The sequence below is a fragment of the Clostridium sp. 1001270J_160509_D11 genome, from assembly GCF_015667935.1.
GTDB lineage: Bacteria > Bacillota > Clostridia > Peptostreptococcales > Peptostreptococcaceae > Intestinibacter.
Genome location: NZ_JADPET010000008.1, coordinates 1 through 21252 on the forward strand (window position 1 = coordinate 1; position 21252 = coordinate 21252).

Annotated in this window: 23 protein-coding genes and 1 pseudogene; 3 read left to right on the forward strand and 21 right to left on the reverse strand. The window is 30.7% G+C overall.

What is annotated here, in order from left to right:
- Positions 1 to 106: 106 nt before the first annotated feature.
- Positions 107 to 970, reverse strand: coding sequence for an ATP-binding protein (locus I4U58_RS01740; protein WP_195929321.1), 864 nt, complete (start codon positions 968 to 970; stop codon positions 107 to 109).
- A gap of 238 nt (positions 971 to 1208) precedes the next feature.
- Here I4U58_RS01740 and I4U58_RS01745 point away from each other — a divergent pair, with 238 nt between their 5' ends.
- From I4U58_RS01745 to I4U58_RS01755, 3 genes and pseudogenes are all read left to right on the forward strand, one after another.
- Positions 1209 to 1415, forward strand: coding sequence for a spore coat associated protein CotJA (locus tag I4U58_RS01745; protein WP_195929322.1), 207 nt, complete (start codon positions 1209 to 1211; stop codon positions 1413 to 1415).
- Positions 1415 to 1684, forward strand: coding sequence for a spore coat protein CotJB (locus I4U58_RS01750; protein ID WP_195929323.1), 270 nt, complete (start codon positions 1415 to 1417; stop codon positions 1682 to 1684). The genes I4U58_RS01745 and I4U58_RS01750 overlap by 1 nt, the downstream gene beginning before the upstream one ends.
- Positions 1685 to 1704: 20 nt before the next feature.
- Positions 1705 to 1899: pseudogene (locus I4U58_RS01755) on the forward strand (manganese catalase family protein); the annotation flags it as partial.
- Positions 1900 to 2090: 191 nt separating this feature from the next.
- On the opposite strand, the gene I4U58_RS01760 reads toward I4U58_RS01755, so the two are convergent.
- From I4U58_RS01760 to I4U58_RS01855, 20 genes are all read right to left on the reverse strand, one after another.
- A complete protein-coding gene (locus I4U58_RS01760) occupies positions 2091 to 2960 on the reverse strand; it encodes an N-acetylmuramoyl-L-alanine amidase (RefSeq protein ID WP_195929324.1) in 870 nt (289 codons plus the stop codon).
- Positions 2961 to 3059: 99 nt separating this feature from the next.
- Positions 3060 to 3317, reverse strand: a complete 258-nt coding sequence (locus I4U58_RS01765) for a phage holin family protein (protein WP_195929325.1) — start codon at positions 3315 to 3317, stop codon at positions 3060 to 3062.
- A 9-nt stretch (positions 3318 to 3326) separates the two neighbouring features.
- The gene (locus I4U58_RS01770) at positions 3327 to 3560 is read right to left on the reverse strand and encodes a hemolysin XhlA family protein (protein ID WP_195929326.1); all 234 of its coding nucleotides are present in this window, start codon (positions 3558 to 3560) and stop codon (positions 3327 to 3329) included.
- Between the two features lie 86 nt (positions 3561 to 3646).
- The gene (locus I4U58_RS01775) at positions 3647 to 3934 is read right to left on the reverse strand and encodes a hypothetical protein (protein ID WP_195929327.1); all 288 of its coding nucleotides are present in this window, start codon (positions 3932 to 3934) and stop codon (positions 3647 to 3649) included.
- A gap of 214 nt (positions 3935 to 4148) precedes the next feature.
- On the reverse strand, positions 4149 to 4394 hold the full coding sequence (locus I4U58_RS01780; RefSeq protein WP_195929328.1) for a hypothetical protein: 246 nt from the start codon (positions 4392 to 4394) through the stop codon (positions 4149 to 4151).
- Between the two features lie 96 nt (positions 4395 to 4490).
- Entirely contained in the window at positions 4491 to 6794 is a 2304-nt protein-coding gene (locus tag I4U58_RS01785) for a glycosyl hydrolase family 28-related protein (RefSeq protein WP_195929329.1), read from the reverse strand.
- Between the two features lie 14 nt (positions 6795 to 6808).
- Positions 6809 to 12331 carry a phage tail spike protein gene (locus tag I4U58_RS01790; RefSeq protein WP_195929330.1) on the reverse strand — a complete coding sequence of 1841 codons (5523 nt, stop codon included), beginning with the start codon at positions 12329 to 12331 and terminating at the stop codon, positions 6809 to 6811.
- Positions 12332 to 12347: 16 nt separating this feature from the next.
- A complete protein-coding gene (locus I4U58_RS01795; RefSeq protein ID WP_195929331.1) occupies positions 12348 to 13076 on the reverse strand; it encodes a phage tail domain-containing protein in 729 nt (242 codons plus the stop codon).
- Positions 13069 to 13287 (reverse strand): hypothetical protein, encoded by a 219-nt coding sequence (locus I4U58_RS01800; protein WP_195929332.1) that lies wholly within the window; start codon positions 13285 to 13287, stop codon positions 13069 to 13071. Before I4U58_RS01800 ends, I4U58_RS01795 begins: the two co-directional genes overlap by 8 nt.
- Positions 13288 to 13452: 165 nt before the next feature.
- A complete protein-coding gene (locus I4U58_RS01805) occupies positions 13453 to 14418 on the reverse strand; it encodes a hypothetical protein (RefSeq protein WP_195929333.1) in 966 nt (321 codons plus the stop codon).
- A 42-nt stretch (positions 14419 to 14460) separates the two neighbouring features.
- Positions 14461 to 16770 (reverse strand): phage tail tape measure protein, encoded by a 2310-nt coding sequence (locus tag I4U58_RS01810; protein ID WP_195929334.1) that lies wholly within the window; start codon positions 16768 to 16770, stop codon positions 14461 to 14463.
- Positions 16757 to 16942, reverse strand: a complete 186-nt coding sequence (locus tag I4U58_RS01815) for a hypothetical protein (RefSeq protein ID WP_207743798.1) — start codon at positions 16940 to 16942, stop codon at positions 16757 to 16759. The genes I4U58_RS01810 and I4U58_RS01815 overlap by 14 nt, the downstream gene beginning before the upstream one ends.
- A 155-nt stretch (positions 16943 to 17097) precedes the next feature.
- Positions 17098 to 17454 carry a hypothetical protein gene (locus I4U58_RS01820; protein WP_195929336.1) on the reverse strand — a complete coding sequence of 119 codons (357 nt, stop codon included), beginning with the start codon at positions 17452 to 17454 and terminating at the stop codon, positions 17098 to 17100.
- Between the two features lie 54 nt (positions 17455 to 17508).
- The gene (locus I4U58_RS01825; protein WP_195929337.1) at positions 17509 to 18033 is read right to left on the reverse strand and encodes a hypothetical protein; all 525 of its coding nucleotides are present in this window, start codon (positions 18031 to 18033) and stop codon (positions 17509 to 17511) included.
- A gap of 14 nt (positions 18034 to 18047) precedes the next feature.
- Complete coding sequence (locus tag I4U58_RS01830; RefSeq protein ID WP_195929338.1) at positions 18048 to 18407, reverse strand: hypothetical protein; 360 nt, start codon at positions 18405 to 18407, stop codon at positions 18048 to 18050.
- The gene (locus tag I4U58_RS01835; protein ID WP_195929339.1) at positions 18407 to 18763 is read right to left on the reverse strand and encodes a hypothetical protein; all 357 of its coding nucleotides are present in this window, start codon (positions 18761 to 18763) and stop codon (positions 18407 to 18409) included. The genes I4U58_RS01830 and I4U58_RS01835 overlap by 1 nt, the downstream gene beginning before the upstream one ends.
- 2 nt (positions 18764 to 18765) lie before the next feature.
- Positions 18766 to 19056 (reverse strand): phage head closure protein, encoded by a 291-nt coding sequence (locus I4U58_RS01840; RefSeq protein ID WP_195929340.1) that lies wholly within the window; start codon positions 19054 to 19056, stop codon positions 18766 to 18768.
- Positions 19049 to 19315 carry a head-tail connector protein gene (locus I4U58_RS01845; RefSeq protein WP_195929341.1) on the reverse strand — a complete coding sequence of 89 codons (267 nt, stop codon included), beginning with the start codon at positions 19313 to 19315 and terminating at the stop codon, positions 19049 to 19051. The genes I4U58_RS01840 and I4U58_RS01845 overlap by 8 nt, the downstream gene beginning before the upstream one ends.
- A gap of 16 nt (positions 19316 to 19331) precedes the next feature.
- Positions 19332 to 20546, reverse strand: coding sequence for a phage major capsid protein (locus I4U58_RS01850; RefSeq protein ID WP_195929342.1), 1215 nt, complete (start codon positions 20544 to 20546; stop codon positions 19332 to 19334).
- Complete coding sequence (locus I4U58_RS01855; RefSeq protein WP_195929343.1) at positions 20539 to 21252, reverse strand: head maturation protease, ClpP-related; 714 nt, start codon at positions 21250 to 21252, stop codon at positions 20539 to 20541. Before I4U58_RS01855 ends, I4U58_RS01850 begins: the two co-directional genes overlap by 8 nt.

A 21252-nucleotide genomic window follows, 5' to 3' on the forward strand; every position in this document is an offset into this window, starting at 1 on the left:
TTATAATGTAATACTTTCTTTTAAAATTATATGAATATAAAACCCAAAAGTACATTTCTATTATAAATAAAAATACTCCCGTAAAACGGGAGTTATTTTTTTATATCTAGTCTTCAAATTTTTCTAAGAAAGAATGTCTAACACCATCTTGTTCCCATCCTAAAACTGAATCAAGATATACATTGTTAGCAGCTTTGAATATTGATTTTTCAACTTCTTGATATTCTTCACCTAGATTTTTAATAAGTTCTTTTACTTCGTATCTCTTATTACCTGTTTTCTTAGCAGCAACCATACATGCACAGTTAAGTGGCATAATTCCACTACTTTGTATAAATCTTATTATACTTTCTTCTCTTATATAGTAAAGAGGTCTTATTATTTGCATTTTGTCGTAGTTGCTAGATTTTAATTTAGGCAACATAGTTTTAAAGTTACCTGCACATAATAAGTTAAGCATTGTAGTTTCAATTACATCATCAAAATGGTGTCCTAATGCTAATTTATTACATCCTAATTCTTCTGCTTTGTTGTATAATGCTCCCCTTCTCATACGAGCACACATATAACATGGATAATCTTCTGCTATTTCACCTGCAACATCAAATATATTTGTATCAAATATTGTAAGTGGTATATTTAAATATTCACAGTTTTCTTCTAATAACTGTCTTATATTTTTATGGTATCCTGGGTCCATAGCTAAAAATACTAAGTCAAATTTAACTTGTCCGTGTTTTTGTAATTCTTGGAACATTTTAGCCATAAGAAGACTGTCTTTTCCACCAGAAATAGCTACTGCTATTTTGTCTCCTTCTTCAACTAATTGATAATCTTTTATAGCCTTTATAAATTTAGACCATGTATATTTTCTATATTTTTTTATTATACTTTTTTCTATTTCTCTTAAAGGCTTTTTTTCTTCCGTAGGCATAATTATTTTACAGCCTTCACCTGCTAATTTACTCATTAAATCACCTCATCAATTTAAAACATGAAATTAATTTTATCATATTTCATAATATACATTCAAGTCTATAAACCTTCTTTATTTCTTACTTTTAAGTTCGCAATAATTTATACATTAATTTTTATATATACAATTTGTATATTCCTATATCTAATGTAACATTTTAACCCGCTTTTAATATTATATATTAAGGTAGATATTACTTATTCTATCATATCATCAAGGAGGTTTAAACATAATGGAAAAAACTAGAGGTATAAAAACTAATTGTGGTGACCAATTGGCAAGACCATATGTAAATAATCAGACTCTAACTAAAATGTATAACTTATGTACTGCTTTAAAATACGGTAGCTTATTCCCAGAATTATACTTATTTAATTCTGAAAATTACAATGCTTACCTTTATGAATCACCAAAAAATAGATTGGGAGGTAGAAGATAATGAGACAATCAACTTGTAGATACGACCTTATAAAAGCCGTTATGGAATTAGGTTTTGCTGCTGTAGATATGAATTTATATTTAGATAATAATCCTGAAGACAAAACTGCCGTAAACACTTACAATTCTTTTGTCTCTCAATATGCAAAAGCTAGATGTGCCTATGAAAAACAATACGGCCCTTTAACAAATTTTGGACACGCTCCAAGTAACTGTCCATGGCAATGGGTTGACGAACCTTGGCCTTGGGAAAAAGAATTTTATATGTAAAAAATAGGAGGATTTAAATTATGTGGATTTATGAAAAAACACTAGAATATCCAGTAAATTTGAAGTGCCGCGATCTTAGAATGGCTAAAGTTATAATGGCTCAACTTGGAGGCCCAAATGGCGAATTAGGTGCAGCGCTTAGATATTTACAACAAAGATACACTATGCCTACAGGAAAATCAAAAGGATTATTGACAGATATCGGAACTGAAGAATAGGTTCGTTAATGCTATACATAAAATAAGCTAAGGAAAATAACTTCCCTAGCCTTATTTTACAATATAAATAACATAGCACACAATACACCAATACCAAAGTATGCTATGCGTCCTGCTACTTCTAAGATAATTTTATTCATACGCCCACCTCCTTTTTAGGAGTATGGTCGCATCATTATACTTTTATACTATTTTTCAAAAGTTTCTACATATTTTGGAGATGCTGTTATATATACTCCTGATTTTAGCTTATACATATCTGTACCTGTTCTTTCAATTCTTTCTACTACAGTATATACCCCGCCTTTTTTTATAACTCCTATTACACTCGCAGAAGTGAAGTCCGGTTTACTATGCATATTTATATCCTCTTTTATTTTTACGTATAATGTTTTATCTGTAGTAGTTGTATTATTAGATCCATATTTATATGCTTTTAGTAGTGGATAGAAGTTGTTTTCAAATGCCTTTCTTGTGTTCCCGAATCCCATAAAATTAGTACCCGGGCAAGTTTTTCTAGATTTATACTTGTTGTAATCTCCTAAATAAGTACCACCACTAGTAAACCAAGCATGAGGTCTTATATAAGTAGAATTTATAGGTAGATTGAATTTTTCTGCTAATAAGGCAAATACAAATATAACTGCTTGTTTTTGCTCCTCTGTCATTGCATCTTGGCCTTTATCAAAGTTACCATATATTTCAATACATATCGCATTAGCATTCCAACCTTTTATACCTATTGGAGTTGAATTAAGATTTCTTCCTGTTGTAATTTTGCCATTAGGGAAAATATTGAAGTGTTGTGCTATATAATGTCCATAACCATCAGAACTCCCCCACGTAGTTTTTCCATAAGAATCTAATGCCATTGTTCTTCCTAATTCTCTATTATCGCCATAAACTCTTTTATCTGTGCCATTCCACGTTTCATAATCCGGTAATGCCATGTGATGCACTTGTAATTTATTTATTTTTCTAGTTGGTTTTTGCTTATCTAACCATTCTTTAAACTCTTTTTCAGTCTCTAATAATGTAAATCCATTTTGAATTTTCATTTCATCAAATCCTTTCTTGAAATTAAAAAAAGTGCTTAAAATTCGACCTTCTAAATTCGATTCTAAGCACCTTACAGTTATCTTATAAAGTATTTATACCTATTTTTCTATTAAATTCTTAAATGCTTGATGTAAGCCTGTAGATGCTAAACCACTAAATAATCCACCAAGTATTACTTCTGGGCTTATATATCCAGCTATCCATACGTTTAAAATACAGCCAAGTACTGCCATTATGCATGGTATATATTTATTTTCTATAAAACTAAAACTTGTTTTAATTACATATCCTATACATACACAAATACCAACTACAACTAAAACTAAATAGTTGCCTAATAAATTTAAATCAAACATATTTACCTCCTATTTAAATAAATTATTTTGAATTGCATAAAAGAAAAAACTAACCAATGCTGTTATAATTGCATAAGTTAGTTTGTTTAAGTTGATTGCTAATTTGTCTATTGTATTGCATAGATTTTCTATTTTTACTGCCATTTCTGCCTGTGTATTTTCTAGTTTGTCTATTCTTTCAGAATGCCTTTGCAGTCTTTCATCGTGTCTTTTTAATGTATCTTTCAACCATTCATCATTCATGCAAAACTCCTTTCTAAATAAAAAGAGCAGCTAAATTAATAACTGCTCTTTATGATCTTGCTTTTTAGAATAATATTATATTTTACCTATAATGAATATTCATTTACTAATCTTCTTAATTCATTAATATATTCTTCAACTATACTGTCATCTTCCCATTCTTCTTTTGATACGCAACTATAATGGTCTATAAAGCGAGTTATTTCCTCTCTTTCTCCATGTAATTTAACAAAAGGAGCTAAACATACTAAAGCAGCAGCAAGAGGATTATCTCCTAAAAAATCTGTGTTAGCAACTCCCATAGCTTCACATCTATCGCAATTATAAACCCTTCTTACTATTCCTTCTAAATAACTTTTATTTTGCCAATTCATCAATTTCACCTCCCACTATACCATAAATAGTATAGAAAGAGGTTAGATTTTGCAATAAAATAGGGAAATTTAAGTTCGCAATCTTTTTTAACTAAGACAACATTTTTTTCTTATAATTTATCGCAACGTTTAAATAATCAAGCGTTGTATCTATGCATGTATATTCTTCTAACAGAATATACTCTTCGTTCATAATTAAACCTCCTTTTAATTATTAAATATCTATTTCTAAATCATATTTAATCCAATTTATAAAACTTGACACATCTTCAATTCCATATCCTTGTTCTAATGAATTTTCAGATAAAAATTCTTCCCTAATTAATCTACTTAGAAATAATCTAAATTCATTTTCTGATAAATTTAATAAATATTCTTTAATATCTTCTTTTGAGTGATTAATTCCACTATCTGTTGCTCCAGTATCATAAGCGAATCTTTCCAATATTTTATCTTTCATAATATAATCTCCTTTCTAATTTTTAAATGGTGTACCTTTATACTCCACCATATCGCAAAACTAAGTACGCAATATTTTTAAATTGCGAACTAATTATTATGAAGTTTTTACAATTTTAATTCCTATTATTGTAAAATCACCAGCACATACATCATTTCTTGAAAGTCTAAACCCTAAAAAATCTTCAGTTCCATTTATGTCGATGTGAAAATATTTTATTAATTGTACTTTCCCATTTTCTCCACAGGGTTTTTCTATCGTAGATGTCGTGTTAGTTTGTATACCTCCAATAGAAATTTTTGAATAATCCAATGTTATTCCGTAATTCCCATCGTTTATTTCAGAATTATTTACAATCATTATGTATATATCAAAACTATTCCAATTTGGGCATGGTATTGTTGTTGATATACTGCTTTCATCTTTTGTTTTACCGCTTTCAAAATTCCATCCCTGTATAGCCCCAAAATTAGATTTTGTAGTAGTCCCTGTAAAATCGATAAAATCACAACCCATTATATATTTTTCATTTAATTTCAAACTATTAATTTCAGGTATTTTTTCCCATATATAAGATTCACCTATTTTTTCACATTTATATAAAACATCGTTTACATTTGCTATTACATTGAGATAGTTTGAATTTGCACTAGGGAGACCGTGAGTTAACATAGCGTATGCTGGAGCTGTTCTTGCTATATAAGCATCAACGATTAAATTACCCCTTGAAATATTCCTATATGAATTATTAACAAGTTTCACATCTCCATTTGCTGTATTTCTAACATAATTGCCTCCAATACATCTTATTCCGCCATTGTTATGCTTTATGACTATTGCTGAATCAGAAAAATTTGTAAATCCTCCACCAGTTATTGTCACATTATTAGCATTGTTGACTTCAATAAGAAATGGTTTTTTACCAGTTGTTGCTTCAAGTCTATTTCCGTTAAAATAACAATTGTTTATATTTATACTGCCATATACTCCCCCACCAGTTTTAGGGTCTCCAATTCTTATACTTACATCTTCATGTTGCTCAAAGTAACAATTTTCTAGTGTAAAACATTGTATGTCATTACCAGCTATATACACATCAACATTATTAAGTAAAAAACCACAACTGAATAATCCACTTGCATGACTTGCATTATTCTTAGTTTGACCTCTATCAGTGTCATAATATCCAACATAAACACCTAAATCACATTTATTAAATCTACAATTTGTAAAACGCATTATATCACTATAATATCCAAGTGCTAATCCTGTTCCACAATTTGTAAAATTAATTATATTTGCTAAAGTATAAGTACAATCGTGAAATCTTATTCCTATATCACAATTATCTATTAAAAGTGAATCAAATAAATAAGAACCTCCAACTGTTCTACTATCTATGCCTAAACTATTATTGTTTCTCGTTCCTAAAAGTGTCATATTTTTGATTTGTATGTTATTCTTTGATGCATCAGAACCTAGATTTATTATAGACCCTCCATTTGCTTTTATAATTCTAGTCGCTCTCATTGAAGTACCAGTTAGTGCTACTCCTCCAGTATATAATAAATCTGGGATTTTATTACAACCTTTTACCGTTATAGTATTCGTTATTTTATAATCTCCATCAGGAAATTTTATAGTTGCGCCTTTACAATTCAATTCTACAAAATTTATTATACTTTGTATTGCCTCTGTGTCGTCTGTCTTACCATCTCCCACTGCTCCACTAAGTCCAAACGGTGGAAATTTAACATTGATTTCTAATGATTCAATAAAGTTCGCAGTATCTTTACATTGCGAACTAACATTACTTATACCTTCTTCCATTCTGTTTAACTCTGCTGTTGTAATTTTTTCTTTTGCTACCCATGTTTTTTTAGCAAAAGTTCCGTCTGCATTAGTAGATGCTACAGGCTCTGCATAAGTAGCTATAGCATAATCTGCTATAGCCTTGTCTACTTCATTTGTTGTATTCGTAGTTACTACTAGTTCGGAAATAGGAGTTGTGCAAGGTCTTTCTAGTACATGAAATTGTCCTTGTACTTTTGGAATTGTTACAGCCCCGTCAGTATCATCAAACAAATCAAATACCAAATCAAAATCTCCTACTTCTACTTCTTCATCAATCAGATCTTCTGTTACCTTTAGATGTATTTTCCCATTTTCAACTTCTCCTATTGCGTTTGCTACTTCTACTCCATTTGGTTTTATAACTGTTACTGCAGCATTTATTGCATTTGTCTCTTCAATTAAGTTTGTACTCCCTTTAAAATTAAAGCTTGCATTTTTTACAACAAAATAATAGTGTACATTCTTATTTCCTCTAAATAAATATATATCTTTATCTAGTTTTGCTGTATTTCCTGTAACCGTTACTGTGTAATCGTATTTTATCAAGTCGCTCCACCTCCCTAACTATTTAAAACATTCCAATATGTACTACTTCTTATATTTGCATCATCATTATAGAATTTAAGCAAATTTATAAGTACTCCTCCGTTACTTATATAATTCTTAAATGCAGATTTATAATTTGTAAGCCTTCCTTGATTGTAGGCTAATTTCCAAGTATCTATAAAACTATAATTTTGAATACTGCTTGTTCCCCATTCTAGGATATAAACATCTCTCCTAGCAGTGGAATAGTTTGCATATACTGCATTTACGGTACTTCCTGCTACTATATCAAAGTCAAACATTGCAATTCCGCTATCAGTTACGGTAAATATACCATCCAAAGTACGTTTAGAACCATTTGCATTAGTCCATGTTTGACCATCTAGAGAAGGTATATATATTTTAGTACCATATGGTAAGTTTTGAGCTGCAACAGTTTTTCCCATATAAGTCCCTAGTCCTGAACGACCATTTGAAGTCTTATCTGTTGCTGCATATCCAGTACATCTTGCATCTTTAAGTCTATAAATATAATTGTGTCCATTTATTGTACCTTGCTCGTTGAAACAATTTGTATACTCTTCTTTCACAGTAGTACCTCCTGAAGTTGAGCTATCTGCTTTATCCAATTCTGGAAGTCTTATAAAGAAGGCTTGGTTGTTTAAATTATATTTGCTATATATTATTCCCTGTTTATAACCGCTTGCCTCTGCAATATACCCATTGCCCATATAAATGGCAGTATGGTGAGTCTTAACTGTTGCCATATTAGATGTGGTTACGGTATATCCAGTATTTGCAAACATGATTATATCTCCAGCTTTTGCCCTTGTAAATCCACTGTCTGCATATCTCCAGAATGTTGCCCCATGTGCTTTTGCAGTAGATTGCAATGTTCCCATAGAACAAGTTAATCCTTTCATATAGCTCATTCCAGCTTTTTCATAACAACAACCTACAAGCGAAGAACAGTCAAACCCATAAGTTACACCTACTTGAACCCAACTTGGTTGATAATATGTTGTTCCTCCTACTGTCTCAACTTTTCCCTTAATGGTTACCATACTACTAAGAGAAGTTGTTCTCCAATATTGGGAGTACCACGCAGTATGAGCTGTACCCATATTTACTATTTTCATAGCTGTGTCACATATTGTCTTACGCAAGTCTGATACACCTGTATTAGTTCCTCCTCCTGATGTTCCTCCACTACTTGTAACCTTAGTGCTTGGTCTTACTGCCAATACAATAGTACTAGGTTGTTGGTTTTTTACCAAATCTTTTTTCAAACCTACATACCAGCCATCTGTGTGTTTCTCTCCAGGATTACTCATCGCCGTAATTATTTGTGCATTTCCGCTACTATCTTGTCCTATGCAAATTGCTCCTGTACTAATGTATTTCCATCTTGTAGGGTAGACATATGCTCCACTACTTGTTTTTCTAGCATAAAAAAGCAAATCTCCTTTTTGCAAATTACTATAATCAGATTTAGCTTCAAAAGTTTGTCCTTTGTTGTAGAAGAATTGCGCTATTTCTGCACAGGTTCTAGCAAGGTTTGAGCCATTTATAGGAACTATTGCTCCTGCATATGCACTATTTTTAGCCATTATGTTATTTCTATAATTGTTAAAGTTTACTAAACTTGAATAAGGAGAATCTGTATAAGAATATCCCATAAGACAAAGTAACATTAAAGTAGATTCATCTATCATTTTCCAATAGTTCCCCGATGTAGATTTCTCCCATATACTATTTGTAGCCCCTTGCGTACCACTTGCACTAGTGTTACATGGTGTAGAATCTCCGTAAGTGAACCCGTTATCCCAACTTTTCGCTGATGTGTAATTATTTCTCGCAGTGTAGTAAGACTCTGCAAAAGATGCCACTTTTGCTCCATCATATAGCTCATTTGTCACTGTAGCTGTTCCAGTAGTTACTTTTACATATGTAGTGTTATTAGTTACCCATCCATATTCACCGTTATAGCTTATTTTGTACCAACCTGTAGTGCTATCTGTTTCTAGTATATCTGCTGTAAACCCTTTTTGTACTATGCCGATAGAAGAATTACTTGTTCCTGGTCCACTTCTCACATTAAGATTATCTGCTAAAACTTCTACTTTGCTTACAGTAGTTGTTCCATTTGGATCTCCAGATATAATTTCTACATATTCACTTTTATTTGTTATATATGCATAGCCACCTTCAAATTTAATTTTGTACCAACCAGTTGAACTGTCTACTCCTACTATTTCTACTGTATCTCCGTTAGTTAGGAGTCCTGCATATTCTCCATCTGTCCCTGGAGTCTTTCTTACATTAAGTGCATTGGCTAATATTCTACCTATTGCTTTTACATCTGTTCCAATATCTCCGCTTTCTTCTCCTTTAGCCGTTCCTACAACTACCAATTTTATATCATCTACTACTAAATAGTCCTCAAATTCGTCTGATAGAAATTCCACACTGTAAACTCCGTAAGTTGCAATCTTGTCTGTAAGGTCCTTCGGTAATTTTCTATCTTCTGTAGCATTATAATCTATAATTTGCGCTCCACTTCCATCTCCAGTTAGTGGGCTTGTTAATGGATCTAACTTATAATATGCTGTATATTCTCCATTTCCAAGTTGGAATCTAACTCTTGGTATTGGAGCAGTAGTATTATTATCAGCTCTCGTCATTCTTAAGTACATATTATAACTGCCCAAAGTCTTTAGATATTCCTCCATGGAATCATCTGTATCACTTATAAATACTGCGTACCCGTGCATATATTTATAATCTTCTTTAAATTTTCCTTGTCCTACAAGATTAAGCATACTTGTTTCTGCGTTTATTCCTTCGCCCTCGTAGTTTGTATATTGTTGGCTAACTCCAAATATCGCTAGAGTATTTGTATTATCATCACCACTATAAGTATCTTGGAATAGTGAATTTACTTTGCTATAGGTGCTAAACTCATTAAGGTTTATCGAAGAACTTGCTATCTCGCAAGGGGAATCGTTTGTGTAGTTTGGTACATTTGTAGTCGAACTAAATAAACTTGAAATATTTAAAGATGCTAATTTATTTACATTTCCTCTACAAAGAGATACAGAAATTTTAGATGCTCCATCTCCAGTTGCAATCGTGTCTAAATTACTTATGTCGCAGGCAATTATATCTAAAGTATTATGGTCTTGACATTTAAATCCTGTTCCGTCTTTGGACTTGCCTCTAATTCTTAAATATTGTAGCCTTATATTACTGTTATGATATAAAGCTACCCCTCCTACATCTTCAATTTCTAAACAACCTAATTTGTTTATTTGCTCAGAAGTTACCTCTGAGGCGTTTATATCACTAATTCTTACATTCTCTGCGGATGCAAGAAATATTCTGCAATTCGTGTCCTCTATTACACTTCCCTCTTTTAGTTGTAATAGTGCATCGTCTCCGAATTCAATATAGAATACAGTTCCGTAAAAGTCTTGAAATACTATTTTTTCTCTTATTCGTACTCCTGCTTCCAGATGTATAGTAATTGCATTAAAGAACATGCATCCATCTTGTTTAATAGTCCTCAATACAGTTTGAAGGCTATCTGCTTTGTTAGTTTCATCACGTCCCGAACCATCTCCAGTTGCAATTTTCCCAACATAATAATCTTTAGTCCATCCTTGTTGTCTATCTATTATTTGTGCCGTTGGATAGTGGTTAAATCTCCCATCTACAGTCATATTAGCAAAATGTGCTCCACTAGCACCTATATCCGCCAGTTCATTCCCGTCTTTGTCTAATATTCTAAAACCTTCCTCGTCCATTACTGTCCTACCTACAAGGGATTCATTTTGGCTCTTATGGAAAATCTGAATGCCTTCCTCATCTAGCTGTATTGCCCCTTCATTGATACGCACTTTACCATCGCTTGATACAGAGAATGTAATATCTCCGTTTCCGTCTGGCACAGTTATATTTCTAGCATCTATATAAGTACCTTTGACTTTTCCAGCAGTAATTTTGTCAGCATTTAAACTTTCAATTAATGCTTCTTTAATTGCAGCATTTTCAAATATTTCTGTCCCATCTTGGATTTTATAAGTTGTAGCGCTTACTTGCTCGGAAAATACTGTACTTTGTCCATGCGTATTAGTACATCTTGCTCTATAATACCAAGTTTCATTAAAGTTTACTTGGTGCAAAAATGCACTTGCATGCCCTTTAAAAATTAAATTATCTTGCGTAGGGTTAAAATTTTCTAATTGGCTAGCATATATTTCATATATGTAATATGTTTTACTTTCATAAGTCCATACCAAAGATACACTTGCAAATCCTTCTCTTTCTACAGTTAATATTGGAGGATCTGGTAATGTATTAGGGAAATCTTCATCTTTTACTACATCATCTTTATCAGAAGAACTAGAATTATCCCCCACTGTAGCATTTTCTGAATTTGTATCACTCATGCTAGGTAATATATAACCCATTGTAATTATTCTAGTTTTATCCTTAATACTTTGTTTTTCTTGTATAATTCTACTTTCAAAATCTATGTCGTAGTCATCATCTAATATTATTACTGTATCACCTAGTTTGTAACTATAATGTTCATATCCTTCTATATCCTGTATGTCCTCAACATCAGCTTCATAGCTTACTTTAGGTTCTTTTGTTTCTTGTAGTTTGTTATATGTTGCTTGTAATAGCTCGGCTGTATCTGCTATATCTTTATTCTCATAGATACCTTCTAATCTGCCATATTTTCCTATAGAATCCAAATCCTCAATATATTTTTTACCAGAAGGCTTGTCACATGGATTTCCATTTGCTATGGACCAAACCACATCAGCAAAATCAATCAACCTTGTATATCCCCCTGTTTCTTCTCCGGTTTCATCAGTTGTAGGTAAACTTGCACCTCGCCCATATAGCACATTATAATGTTCTTCATCAGCTATATTTCTTTTTATTTCTTTTACATTTGTGTCATATGTAAATCTTATTCCACTATCTTGGCCTAATCTATTTAATATATCTATATATTTACTTAATGTATTAGCATCTTCATTAAATTCTATTCTAGGTCTTATTTCTCCACCAAATTTTTCTGCAATATTATTAAGTGCCTTCCAACTAGAAATATAATAAAAATTTATATCTACATTAGTTTCAAATTCTCCTATAATACCTACATTGTAATTTGTATCTTCTAAAGCTTTTGTAATGGCCTGTAAACAGGTCCCATTTGTAATTCTTTTGTCTGTAATAATCTTGCTATTAGTACTATAATAGTCATGTATGCAATATAGCTCTTTTATATCATCGCTAAATATAGTATCAGTAATTTCTTTTATTATAAACAGTTGAAATTCTCCGTTTAAATCAAAAAAACCTAATTTATTTTCTTTAATTAGGTTTTTACTCAAATTTATATTAAGTTTTATTTCATATTTATAAGTGGAGTTAATCTGTCTATCCATTGTATCTTCTTCAGTATCGCTAAAATTTAAAATTTCTAGCATATTGTCATTTTTATCAAAGATATATAGCATATTAATTAACACCCCCTTATATATATCTATTTCTGTATTTTATTTTCACATCGGCATTACCTGTATTTAATGTATATATATTTTCACCCTTAGCCAGCTTATGGAATCTACTATCTAATGTCAATATTTGCATTTTTACAATGTTATTTACAGTAATTTTTTTAGTTTTCATATCTATAATAATTTCATCGTCAGTTAAAAAATTATGTTTTAACCTAATATAATTATTGTATTTACTATTACTAACACTTAATTTTAATTCACTGCATGCATTTGTAACTTTTAAAATTATTGTTGGATATACTTCTTCCGATGTACCCATGTAATTTATTTTCATATTACTGCTTTCGTATTCTACTAAATTAATTCTATCTGGATTTAAAATTAAAAAATCAATCTCAAAATTAGCCGTATAGTTATTCGGTTCTAAATCTGGTGCGTTATTAACTATAGCTTCATAATAATAATCTCGTCCTGGTAGCACAAGCTTTGTTGCCTTCCAGTTATCACCTTTTAACCATTCATTTAGTTCAGTTATTTTATTAATGTCCATCAGCATTTTAAATCCTTTTTTTACTGTGCAATAAACTTTTACTATCTTTGTTCCAAATTCAGTTTTCTTATATTTAGAGCCATAGTTAGAAGATATTACAGTATTGGTTATATCTCCGATTAGCGGTTCTTCTATTTTCGTTATAATAACAAAATCAGGTATAGGCTTTTCATTATAATATAACTTATACAACTGTAACATCTCCTTTCAATTTTTTATTTCTATTTATAAGAGTTTGCAATTTTTTATCTATAGCATCTGTTAATTTATTAAGATCTGATTCATTTTTAACAGTAACATCACCAAAATTAATATTAACATTATATGTATAAGGTCTTGTATCATTATCTAATTTCTTATCCAAATACTTATAAAAATTATCTAGTGGTAAGATTGCTTCCATTTCGTTATGTCTAAGGCTCTTTATCCTTAGCTCCTCTTAGTTTTCTAAGAGTATCGGACTATATCTTAACCCTCGGCTTTACGTTAGGGTTGTCAGCACTCGTGGATATTTCTGCATATAAAAAAGATACTATTTTAAGTATCTTTTTTACTTAGCTTACTCCATCTAGTCTCTACACGTTCCGTAAGTTTCCTTAACGGCTTCGCTCGGTATTAACATATCAGATAGTATATGTTCTATATTATTGAATTGTTTATAACTTATTCTTAGTAAATTTATTTTGTGTTTTAAGCAAAACTTAGTTTTAATATTATCATGGAGTTTGATATTTTCTAAATTATTTTTAAACACTAAAATTTCTTTAAAATGTTGTTCTCCATCGTATTCTATACATAAATTAAAACTTGGTATGTAAAAATCAAAAGGTAATTCTCTTTTATCTTTACAATCTTTAAATTTTTTTTGTGGTTCAAAGTGTATATTATTTTCTTCAAGAAAGTTTCTTATTTTTCTTTCTCCTTTCGACTCTATACAATAAGGGCAACCTCTAAATTTATTCAATATATTGTCTGGAGTTTTATAACATATTCTGCCACACTTTATATGTTTAAATCTTAGTGGTGTTTTCGCATCTATGTATTCATCTAATAATATAAATTCATCAGTGACTTTATTTAGTTGATTAATAAAGTCATTTGTTGTTTTTAAGTTATTTGCAGGTTTATCTTTTTCAAAATAACCTCTTCCAGTACATTTATCACATTTTATTTTATTGCTGTTTTTTATACTATCAAAACTACTTTCAAATATTTCTCCACATTCGCATTCTACTAAAAGTTTTTCTTTGCAATTAGTATAAGCATCGCTTAATAATTTTAGACCTACATCATTACAGTATTGTTTTACATAATTTATATTGTAAGTTCTATTTTTATTAGCATTTTTTCTGCCACACACATTGCATTGCCTTTTATTCATATCTTTAAATTGTTTAAATGTAGTTTTAAAAATATTACCACATTCACATTTGAAATTCATATAAGTATTGTAGTTTTTATATTCCTTTTCCAGTAACTCACATTTGCTATTTTCTTTCACAAAATTATAAACATCTTCAAATTTATATCTCACCTTAACCACCTCTTAGTATTATTATACCACGTTGCGAGGCGATTATGCTACTAATAAAACATTGCTATTTAACTTAGCCTTCACCGAATTCACTGACTTATTTTTTCTATAAGTTTCCTTATAGTGACCCAAATTTTTAGGTCCAGCTTCTCCACCTACCATAGCTTTATTCCCATTAAATCCAAATAAAGTAGGATTCGTCATAATACCCCCAGTTTTATAGTAACTAACCGAAAATTTAGGTACACTTGGAGGATTTAAACTTAATTTACCACTTATACTAAAATGGGGTAGTTTTATATGAGGAAATTTAAGACTTAAACTACTAAAAAAACCTTTTATTTTATCAAGCCCATTTTTAACAATATTTTTTGCTGTGTCTATTTTATTTTTAATATTATTTTTAATTGTTTCAAATTTTTGAGTTATCGGTGAAATCATTTCTTGTGCTTTTTGAATCGCTTGCGATTTCAATTCATTGAATTTGCCAATTGCACTTGTTTTCAATTCATTGAATTTATTAACAGCTTGTGTTTTCAAGTTATTCCACCAATTAATTATCGGACTTACCATTTCTTGTGCTTTACTTATTGCCTGTGATTTCAATTCATTGAATTTGTTTATCGCCTGTGTTTTTAACTCGTTAAATTTATTGATAGCCTGTGATTTCAACTCGTTAAATTTATTTATAACTGGACTTATTAAGTTACTTACAATTTCAATCACTTTATCTTTAAATGCTATGACATATTCTTTACAGTTTTCCCAAATCAATCGAAATGGCAATGTTATTAACTGAATATATGCATTAAATATACTTGCAATTAACATTAGTGCTACTTGTACTACATTGCAGATAGTTGTCCAAATATTACTCATAAATTCTGTAAACTCATTGAATTTTGTTTTACATCCCTCTACAAAATTTAATACTGCTTCTTTTATAGCATTCCAAGTATTTATTCCCCACTGTTTTATATTACTCCAGTTTGCTATCAATAAAGCGCCGATGGCTATTACCGCTACTATTACTGCCCCTATTCCAGATATAATACCAACTAAAGCACCTATGCCTATACCCAATGCAGCAGCTGCACTAGATAATGTTAAGAAGAAACTTATTAAACCACCTACTATTAATAATATAGGGCCTATTGCTGCCAAAAGTGCTGCAAATGCCATTATAGCAGTTTGGGCTGTAGGACTTAAACTTTGGAATCCTGTACATAATTTTGTTATAAAATCAGCACCTTTTTCTATTATCGGTAATAATCTTTCACCTATTGTAATAGATACACCCTCTAAAGCGGATTTCATTTCCACAATCGCACCTTTTGCCCCTTTTTGCATTGTTTCAGCCATGCTTTTAGCTTTACCATCACTATTTTCTATAGCATTTGTCAATTTTTTAAAGTCGCTTTCAGATGCATTTACGATAGCAGCCCATCCACTCATTGCATTTTTACCAAATATAGTTGTAAGCACCTGTGCTTGGGTAGTTTTATCAAGTCCACCTATTTTTTCTCTAAGGCTTTCCATCGTCCCCATTAAATCTATAGAACCATCTTTATTTTTTACTAATTCTATTCCATATTTAGACATGCATTGTTGCATTTCAGATGTTGGCTTTGCTAATCTAGTCAAGCCTGCTCGTAATGCAGTCCCCGCATTACTTGATTTTATACCTGCGTTCCCCATAAGTCCAATAGCCACCGATAAATCTTGCATTTTTATTCCTAACGTACCAGCTATAGGTCCCGCATATTGCATTGTTTCTCCCATCATTTCTATGTTAGTATTAGAATTTGTAACTGTTGCTGCCATAATATCTACAAACTTATTTGTATCTTTTGCTGAAAGTCCCATTGCTGTTAATCCATCCGTAACTATATCCGAAGTAGTTGCAAGATCTGTTCCACCTGCAGCTGCAAGATTAAGTACACCAGGTAATCCTTTTACCATATCCTGTGTTTTCCAACCTGCCATTCCCATATATTTAAGAGCTTCCGCACTATCTGTAGCACTAAATTTTGTCGTTCTTCCCATCTCTTTAGCTAAATTACTAAGTGTATCTAAATCTTTTCCTGTCGCCCCTGATATAGCAGAAACTTCTTGCATACCTGCTTGGAACTCCATAGCTGTTTTAGCGCTAGCTACTCCAATTCCTACAACTGGTGCAGTTATAGCTACCGTCAATGTTTTTCCTACTCCTGTACAAACCTTTCCTACCGTACCTAATTTTTTACTCATACTACTAGATATATTGCCTGCTTTTTTATCAACATTATCTAGCTTTTTCATCGCTTCTTCATCTTTTATAAGTATGGTCCCATAAAGCTTAAAAATCTCCATTAATATCCTCTCCCTCCTTCCTATTGAATTTAATACATATTTCTTCTAATTCTTTATATAATTCTTCATCTGTTTTATCAGTTTCAAAGTTATCTTTATCTTGCAATTCTAATGCATTTTCTCTAAATTCTTCATAGCTTATATAGTTTTTAGAATCCATCTTTTGATACATAGCTAGATAGATTTTAAGATATATTTCTTCTTGTTTTTCTTGTCTCTCTAACTCATTTTGTCTATTTATTTCTTCAAATAAAGCATAAAATTCGTCTAGCTCTAAATCTAAAACATACTCTATATTGCTATATCTTTTTAAAATGCAATCCCTTATTATTGCCCTATTAATCTCTTTACTTGTTGTAAGAAACCCACTATGTCATCTTGTTTTGTCAATTCTTCTATTACTTCTATTATTTCTGTTAAAGATTTCTCTCCAAATTCTTCTCCGGTACATCCACATAAATTACCTAAAAAGTTATTAACCTCTTTTTCCGCCTTATATATATTTCCGATTATTATAGTAATCATTTCCATACCAGCTTGTATTGCTGCAGCTTCTTGTGTTTCTAATGTTGCTTCTTTTACAATCCCGCCTAATTCTTTTTTAAGCTCCATTTTGTTAATTATTTTAGACATAGTAAATAAATCTTTGCCTATTAATTTTCTTTTTATATATTTGTTTTCCATATTGCCTCCTAAAAATAAAAGAGCCTAGTTTCCTAGACTCTTTTTATCATACTTTTATTCAGTTGCTACTCCCCATTCTATTTCCCATGGTTCTGTTTCTAATTCACCTTCTGTAAAACAAGCTTCATATGTTAGCTTATTTATAACTTCTGATTTATCTTGCATTTCCCAATCTATATTTTCTAGATTTATTGCATTTTTCACAGTTATTTTAACCGGTTTACCTTCTCTAGTTTTGCCTGTCCATGTAACTGCATCTTGATAATCAGTATCTTTTATTGTATGATCTCCTGTTATTTTCACACTTCCTGGAGTATTTGTATCCACATTTAGTCCAGGATAATATGTTGCAAAATCTTCTGGTACCACTGTTAACTGATTAACTTCTAACTTAGCCTGAGAACTATCTATTACAATATTACCTTTTATTGCACCTGGATAACCGTCTGCTTCTATCTTTCTATATTCTCTTTCTACTGTAAACTTACCGCCCCCTCTTGTAAGGGCTATAGTCTTATTTCCTATTGTAAATATTCCATATCCTAATAGGATAGTATTACTTTTTAATGTTTCTGACATTTTCTAACTCCTTTCTATTTAAAATATGTATGTAATTCAAATCTTAATTCTCTACAGTTAACTTCATCTTTAGTTTCTGTAGGATTTTTGCGAGTATCTATATATACAACAGTATTTATTTTTTCCGTATCTATTATTTTATGATCTAGTATTTTTTTTATCTTGTCAGCTAAATCTTCTATATCTGTAGTTTCTTCCTTTTCGTCCCAAACTTCTACGGCTAAAGTATCTATAAACTTTCTTTCTTCCTCATAACCTGTTTTTATAGCAAATGTTAAAAAAGGATACTCAGCATCTTCATCAGCTTCTATTTGGTATACTCTTTCATGAACCTGTGTTAATATCTTAAATATTTCCTCAATAATATAATTCATTATCCTTCACCGTCCAATTCTGAATAACTTGCTCTAGTTAATATTTGTATTGTATTTATATTTTCTTTTACTGTAGGTTCAAAGGTTTCTTCTTTTCTTATCTTCTTATTTCCTCTTTCAAATGCTGGTTCATAGAAACATTTAGTACCAATTTGCAAGTCTTTTTCTCTTTTTCTAGCCCAATACTGTGTGCCTTTTCTCATTCTTCCAGTCTTTTTCCTTTGCTTTCTTTTTGTCTCAGACACTAAAAAAGAGCCTATTTTATTTAAAAATTTCTCGGGTTTTTCATTTATTTTCTTTTTACATTTTTCTACTTTAGATATATAAGATACTTGTTGCGTTCTTTGAGTTGCCATTTTTATTCAACCCCTTCTAGGATTAACTCTATTTTATCTGTTCCTGTTTTATATGTTCTAATTATTTTATATTCATTATCTTTATATCTAGCTAATAATTCATCTTCATATTCAACTGCGTATATTTCAAATCGCAATTTTGGTTTTAATCCAACTCTTTCGGCCTGATAAAACTCATTTTGTGTTATAGATTTTTTATTAGCAAATATTCTCTTATATCTTTTAACTTTTATTGTATTTCCGACTTTGTTTACTTCATTCTTAAACGATATAAGTTCTATAATTTCATTCATCTTTATACTCTCCACTTAAAGCTAGATGTTGCTTTAATAAACAATATGATTTATCATATTTTTCACTGTCTTTATTGTCTAGTCCAAAATTTGCCTTGCAATAAAGAATGATAGCCCTTTTTATAAGGCTATCATCTTCATTTACATAATTAACTCCACTTAGATACAAATCTGATTTACAAGCATCAATTAAATCTCTTAATTCTTCATCAAAGCTGTCAGTACTTATTCTAAGAGCCAATTTTATTTTATTTAGCACTTAAATCACCTAAATTCTAAGAACTTTTCTTTGTTATTGTAACCAACGAATTGTTATCAACTACTTTACCATCTACCAACATAATTGCTTTTGTAACTTGATCGTCTGTGTCATTGTCTTCATATTTCTTAATTGTCATATTTAAGTTTGTATTTAATATATAATCTTTCATATTAAATAAAGCTGCAACTATAGTATCAGCAGAAGGTGAAGCTGTATAATTTGACATATAATCATTGCATACTACTGTTCTTCCAAGTAACATTCTCTCTATTTTACCATTTAATCCATAATTAACACGACCTATAGGTTGTCCAGTAGAATCTGTTAATCCTGCATATTCCATAAATGTTTTTTTAGTCATTAACCATACTGCGCCATTTTCATATGCCAATGGTAATGCTGCTTCTGCATCTATTAAATTTTTATATGCTGGTGAACCTGTTTTAGCTATATCTACATTTTGTCCTGTAGCCACTGTTTCTGTTAAAATACCTTTTGGTTGTCCAGTACCGCTTCCAGTTAAAATCGCTTGCTCTATTGCTTTTACCATTGCTTCTGATACATTTGCTATTAATGTTCTTTCAAATACTGGTAAAGACATAGTATCTACTTCTAATGATACTGATACTGCGCATCTTAATTTATTATAAGTAAATGATATATAAGAAGTTGCTTTCTTTTGTTTATCTGAGCCATCACCTTCATTTACCCAGCTTGCAGAAGGTTTAGCAGATGATGTAGGTACTTTTACCCCACCTTTATATGCTGTTCTTGTAACAAGTGGTAATATCATACCTGTAGCTTCCATTTTTTCTATTATTTGTTCTAATACTGTTTCTGGTATCATTTCTCCGACATCAGATGTTTTTGTATTAGCATCTTGATTCTTTAATTCTACTGATATAGGTTCATTATGTAAAACATAATTCATAAATGCTTTTCTATATTCTTTTTTATTTGTGAAATTTTCTTCTACATTATTGTTAGTAGATGCTACTACTTTTGCACCATTTACATTAACTGATTTATTTTGTATATTTGTTATTTTATGGTTATCTTGTAATGCATTTAAATTAGCTTGTGCTTTTGTATATTCTTCATAATCATTATCTAAGTTTTCTATTTGAACTTTTATATCATTGAACTCTGATATTTTACCTTCGTTTATTAATTTTTGTCCTTTTTCAATTAATTCATTTCTTTGTTTTATATACATTTCTTTATTCATGTATTTTACCTCCTATTTTTAATAAGTTTAATTGAGCTTGCGCTTTTTGTTTCATAAAAAAATCAACCTCATTTTTATTTATTGTCTGACTTTCTTTAATCTTTTCTAATAATTCTTGCGGTATAGAAGTACAAGAATTATATAGTTGCATATTTTTTAAATTTTTAAAGTTAGGTTTTGTATCTTCAAACATAACCTGGTCTATTAATCCAAGTTCAACTGCCCTTTGTGCAGTTAACCAAGTTTCATTGTTCATTAATTCGAGTACTTGCTCCATACTCATTCCACTCTTGCTTACATATGCATTTGCTATAGTTTCATTTGCATTTCTAAGTACCTCACCCATATGGTCCATAACTCTATAATCTCCTGTAACTCCAGAAGTTAATACATTATGTACCATTAACTGTCCTGTAGGAGATATTTTACTATTACCTGCCATAGAAATAACACTTGCTGCACTTGCAGCTAAACCTACAATTTCTATATTTACATCTCCTGAATAACTTCTAAGTTCTGTATATATTTCACTTGCTACAAATACATCTCCTCCAGGGCTATTTACTTTTAATCTTACCGGCTGACCATTAGCTTCTTTTAGCTTATTTACAACATTTTTAGCAGTTGTGTAATTCAAACCAATCCAGTCATAAATCCATTGGCTATCCTCTGAAATTATATCGCCTTTTATATCTATATCATACAT

Excerpts from the sequence above, each read along its gene's own strand:
- I4U58_RS01850 (WP_195929342.1), bottom strand. The coding sequence starts at position 20,546 with ATGAATAAAGAAATGTATATAAAACAAAGAAATGAATTAATTGAAAAA.
- I4U58_RS01840 (WP_195929340.1), bottom strand. The coding sequence starts at position 19,056 with ATGAATGAAATTATAGAACTTATATCGTTTAAGAATGAAGTAAACAAA.
- I4U58_RS01745 (WP_195929322.1), top strand. The coding sequence starts at position 1,209 with ATGGAAAAAACTAGAGGTATAAAAACTAATTGTGGTGACCAATTGGCA.
- I4U58_RS01775 (WP_195929327.1), bottom strand. The coding sequence starts at position 3,934 with ATGAATTGGCAAAATAAAAGTTATTTAGAAGGAATAGTAAGAAGGGTT.
- I4U58_RS01810 (WP_195929334.1), bottom strand. The coding sequence starts at position 16,770 with ATGGAGATTTTTAAGCTTTATGGGACCATACTTATAAAAGATGAAGAA.
- I4U58_RS01770 (WP_195929326.1), bottom strand. The coding sequence starts at position 3,560 with ATGAATGATGAATGGTTGAAAGATACATTAAAAAGACACGATGAAAGA.
- I4U58_RS01820 (WP_195929336.1), bottom strand. The coding sequence starts at position 17,454 with ATGGAAAACAAATATATAAAAAGAAAATTAATAGGCAAAGATTTATTT.
- I4U58_RS01750 (WP_195929323.1), top strand. The coding sequence starts at position 1,415 with ATGAGACAATCAACTTGTAGATACGACCTTATAAAAGCCGTTATGGAA.
- I4U58_RS01855 (WP_195929343.1), bottom strand. The coding sequence starts at position 21,252 with ATGTATGATATAGATATAAAAGGCGATATAATTTCAGAGGATAGCCAA.
- I4U58_RS01765 (WP_195929325.1), bottom strand. The coding sequence starts at position 3,317 with ATGTTTGATTTAAATTTATTAGGCAACTATTTAGTTTTAGTTGTAGTT.
- I4U58_RS01760 (WP_195929324.1), bottom strand. The coding sequence starts at position 2,960 with ATGAAAATTCAAAATGGATTTACATTATTAGAGACTGAAAAAGAGTTT.
- I4U58_RS01790 (WP_195929330.1), bottom strand. The coding sequence starts at position 12,331 with ATGCTATATATCTTTGATAAAAATGACAATATGCTAGAAATTTTAAAT.
- I4U58_RS01825 (WP_195929337.1), bottom strand. The coding sequence starts at position 18,033 with ATGTCAGAAACATTAAAAAGTAATACTATCCTATTAGGATATGGAATA.
- I4U58_RS01800 (WP_195929332.1), bottom strand. The coding sequence starts at position 13,287 with ATGGAAGCAATCTTACCACTAGATAATTTTTATAAGTATTTGGATAAG.
- I4U58_RS01830 (WP_195929338.1), bottom strand. The coding sequence starts at position 18,407 with ATGAATTATATTATTGAGGAAATATTTAAGATATTAACACAGGTTCAT.
- I4U58_RS01740 (WP_195929321.1), bottom strand. The coding sequence starts at position 970 with ATGAGTAAATTAGCAGGTGAAGGCTGTAAAATAATTATGCCTACGGAA.
- I4U58_RS01835 (WP_195929339.1), bottom strand. The coding sequence starts at position 18,763 with ATGGCAACTCAAAGAACGCAACAAGTATCTTATATATCTAAAGTAGAA.
- I4U58_RS01815 (WP_207743798.1), bottom strand. The coding sequence starts at position 16,942 with ATGTATCAAAAGATGGATTCTAAAAACTATATAAGCTATGAAGAATTT.
- I4U58_RS01780 (WP_195929328.1), bottom strand. The coding sequence starts at position 4,394 with ATGAAAGATAAAATATTGGAAAGATTCGCTTATGATACTGGAGCAACA.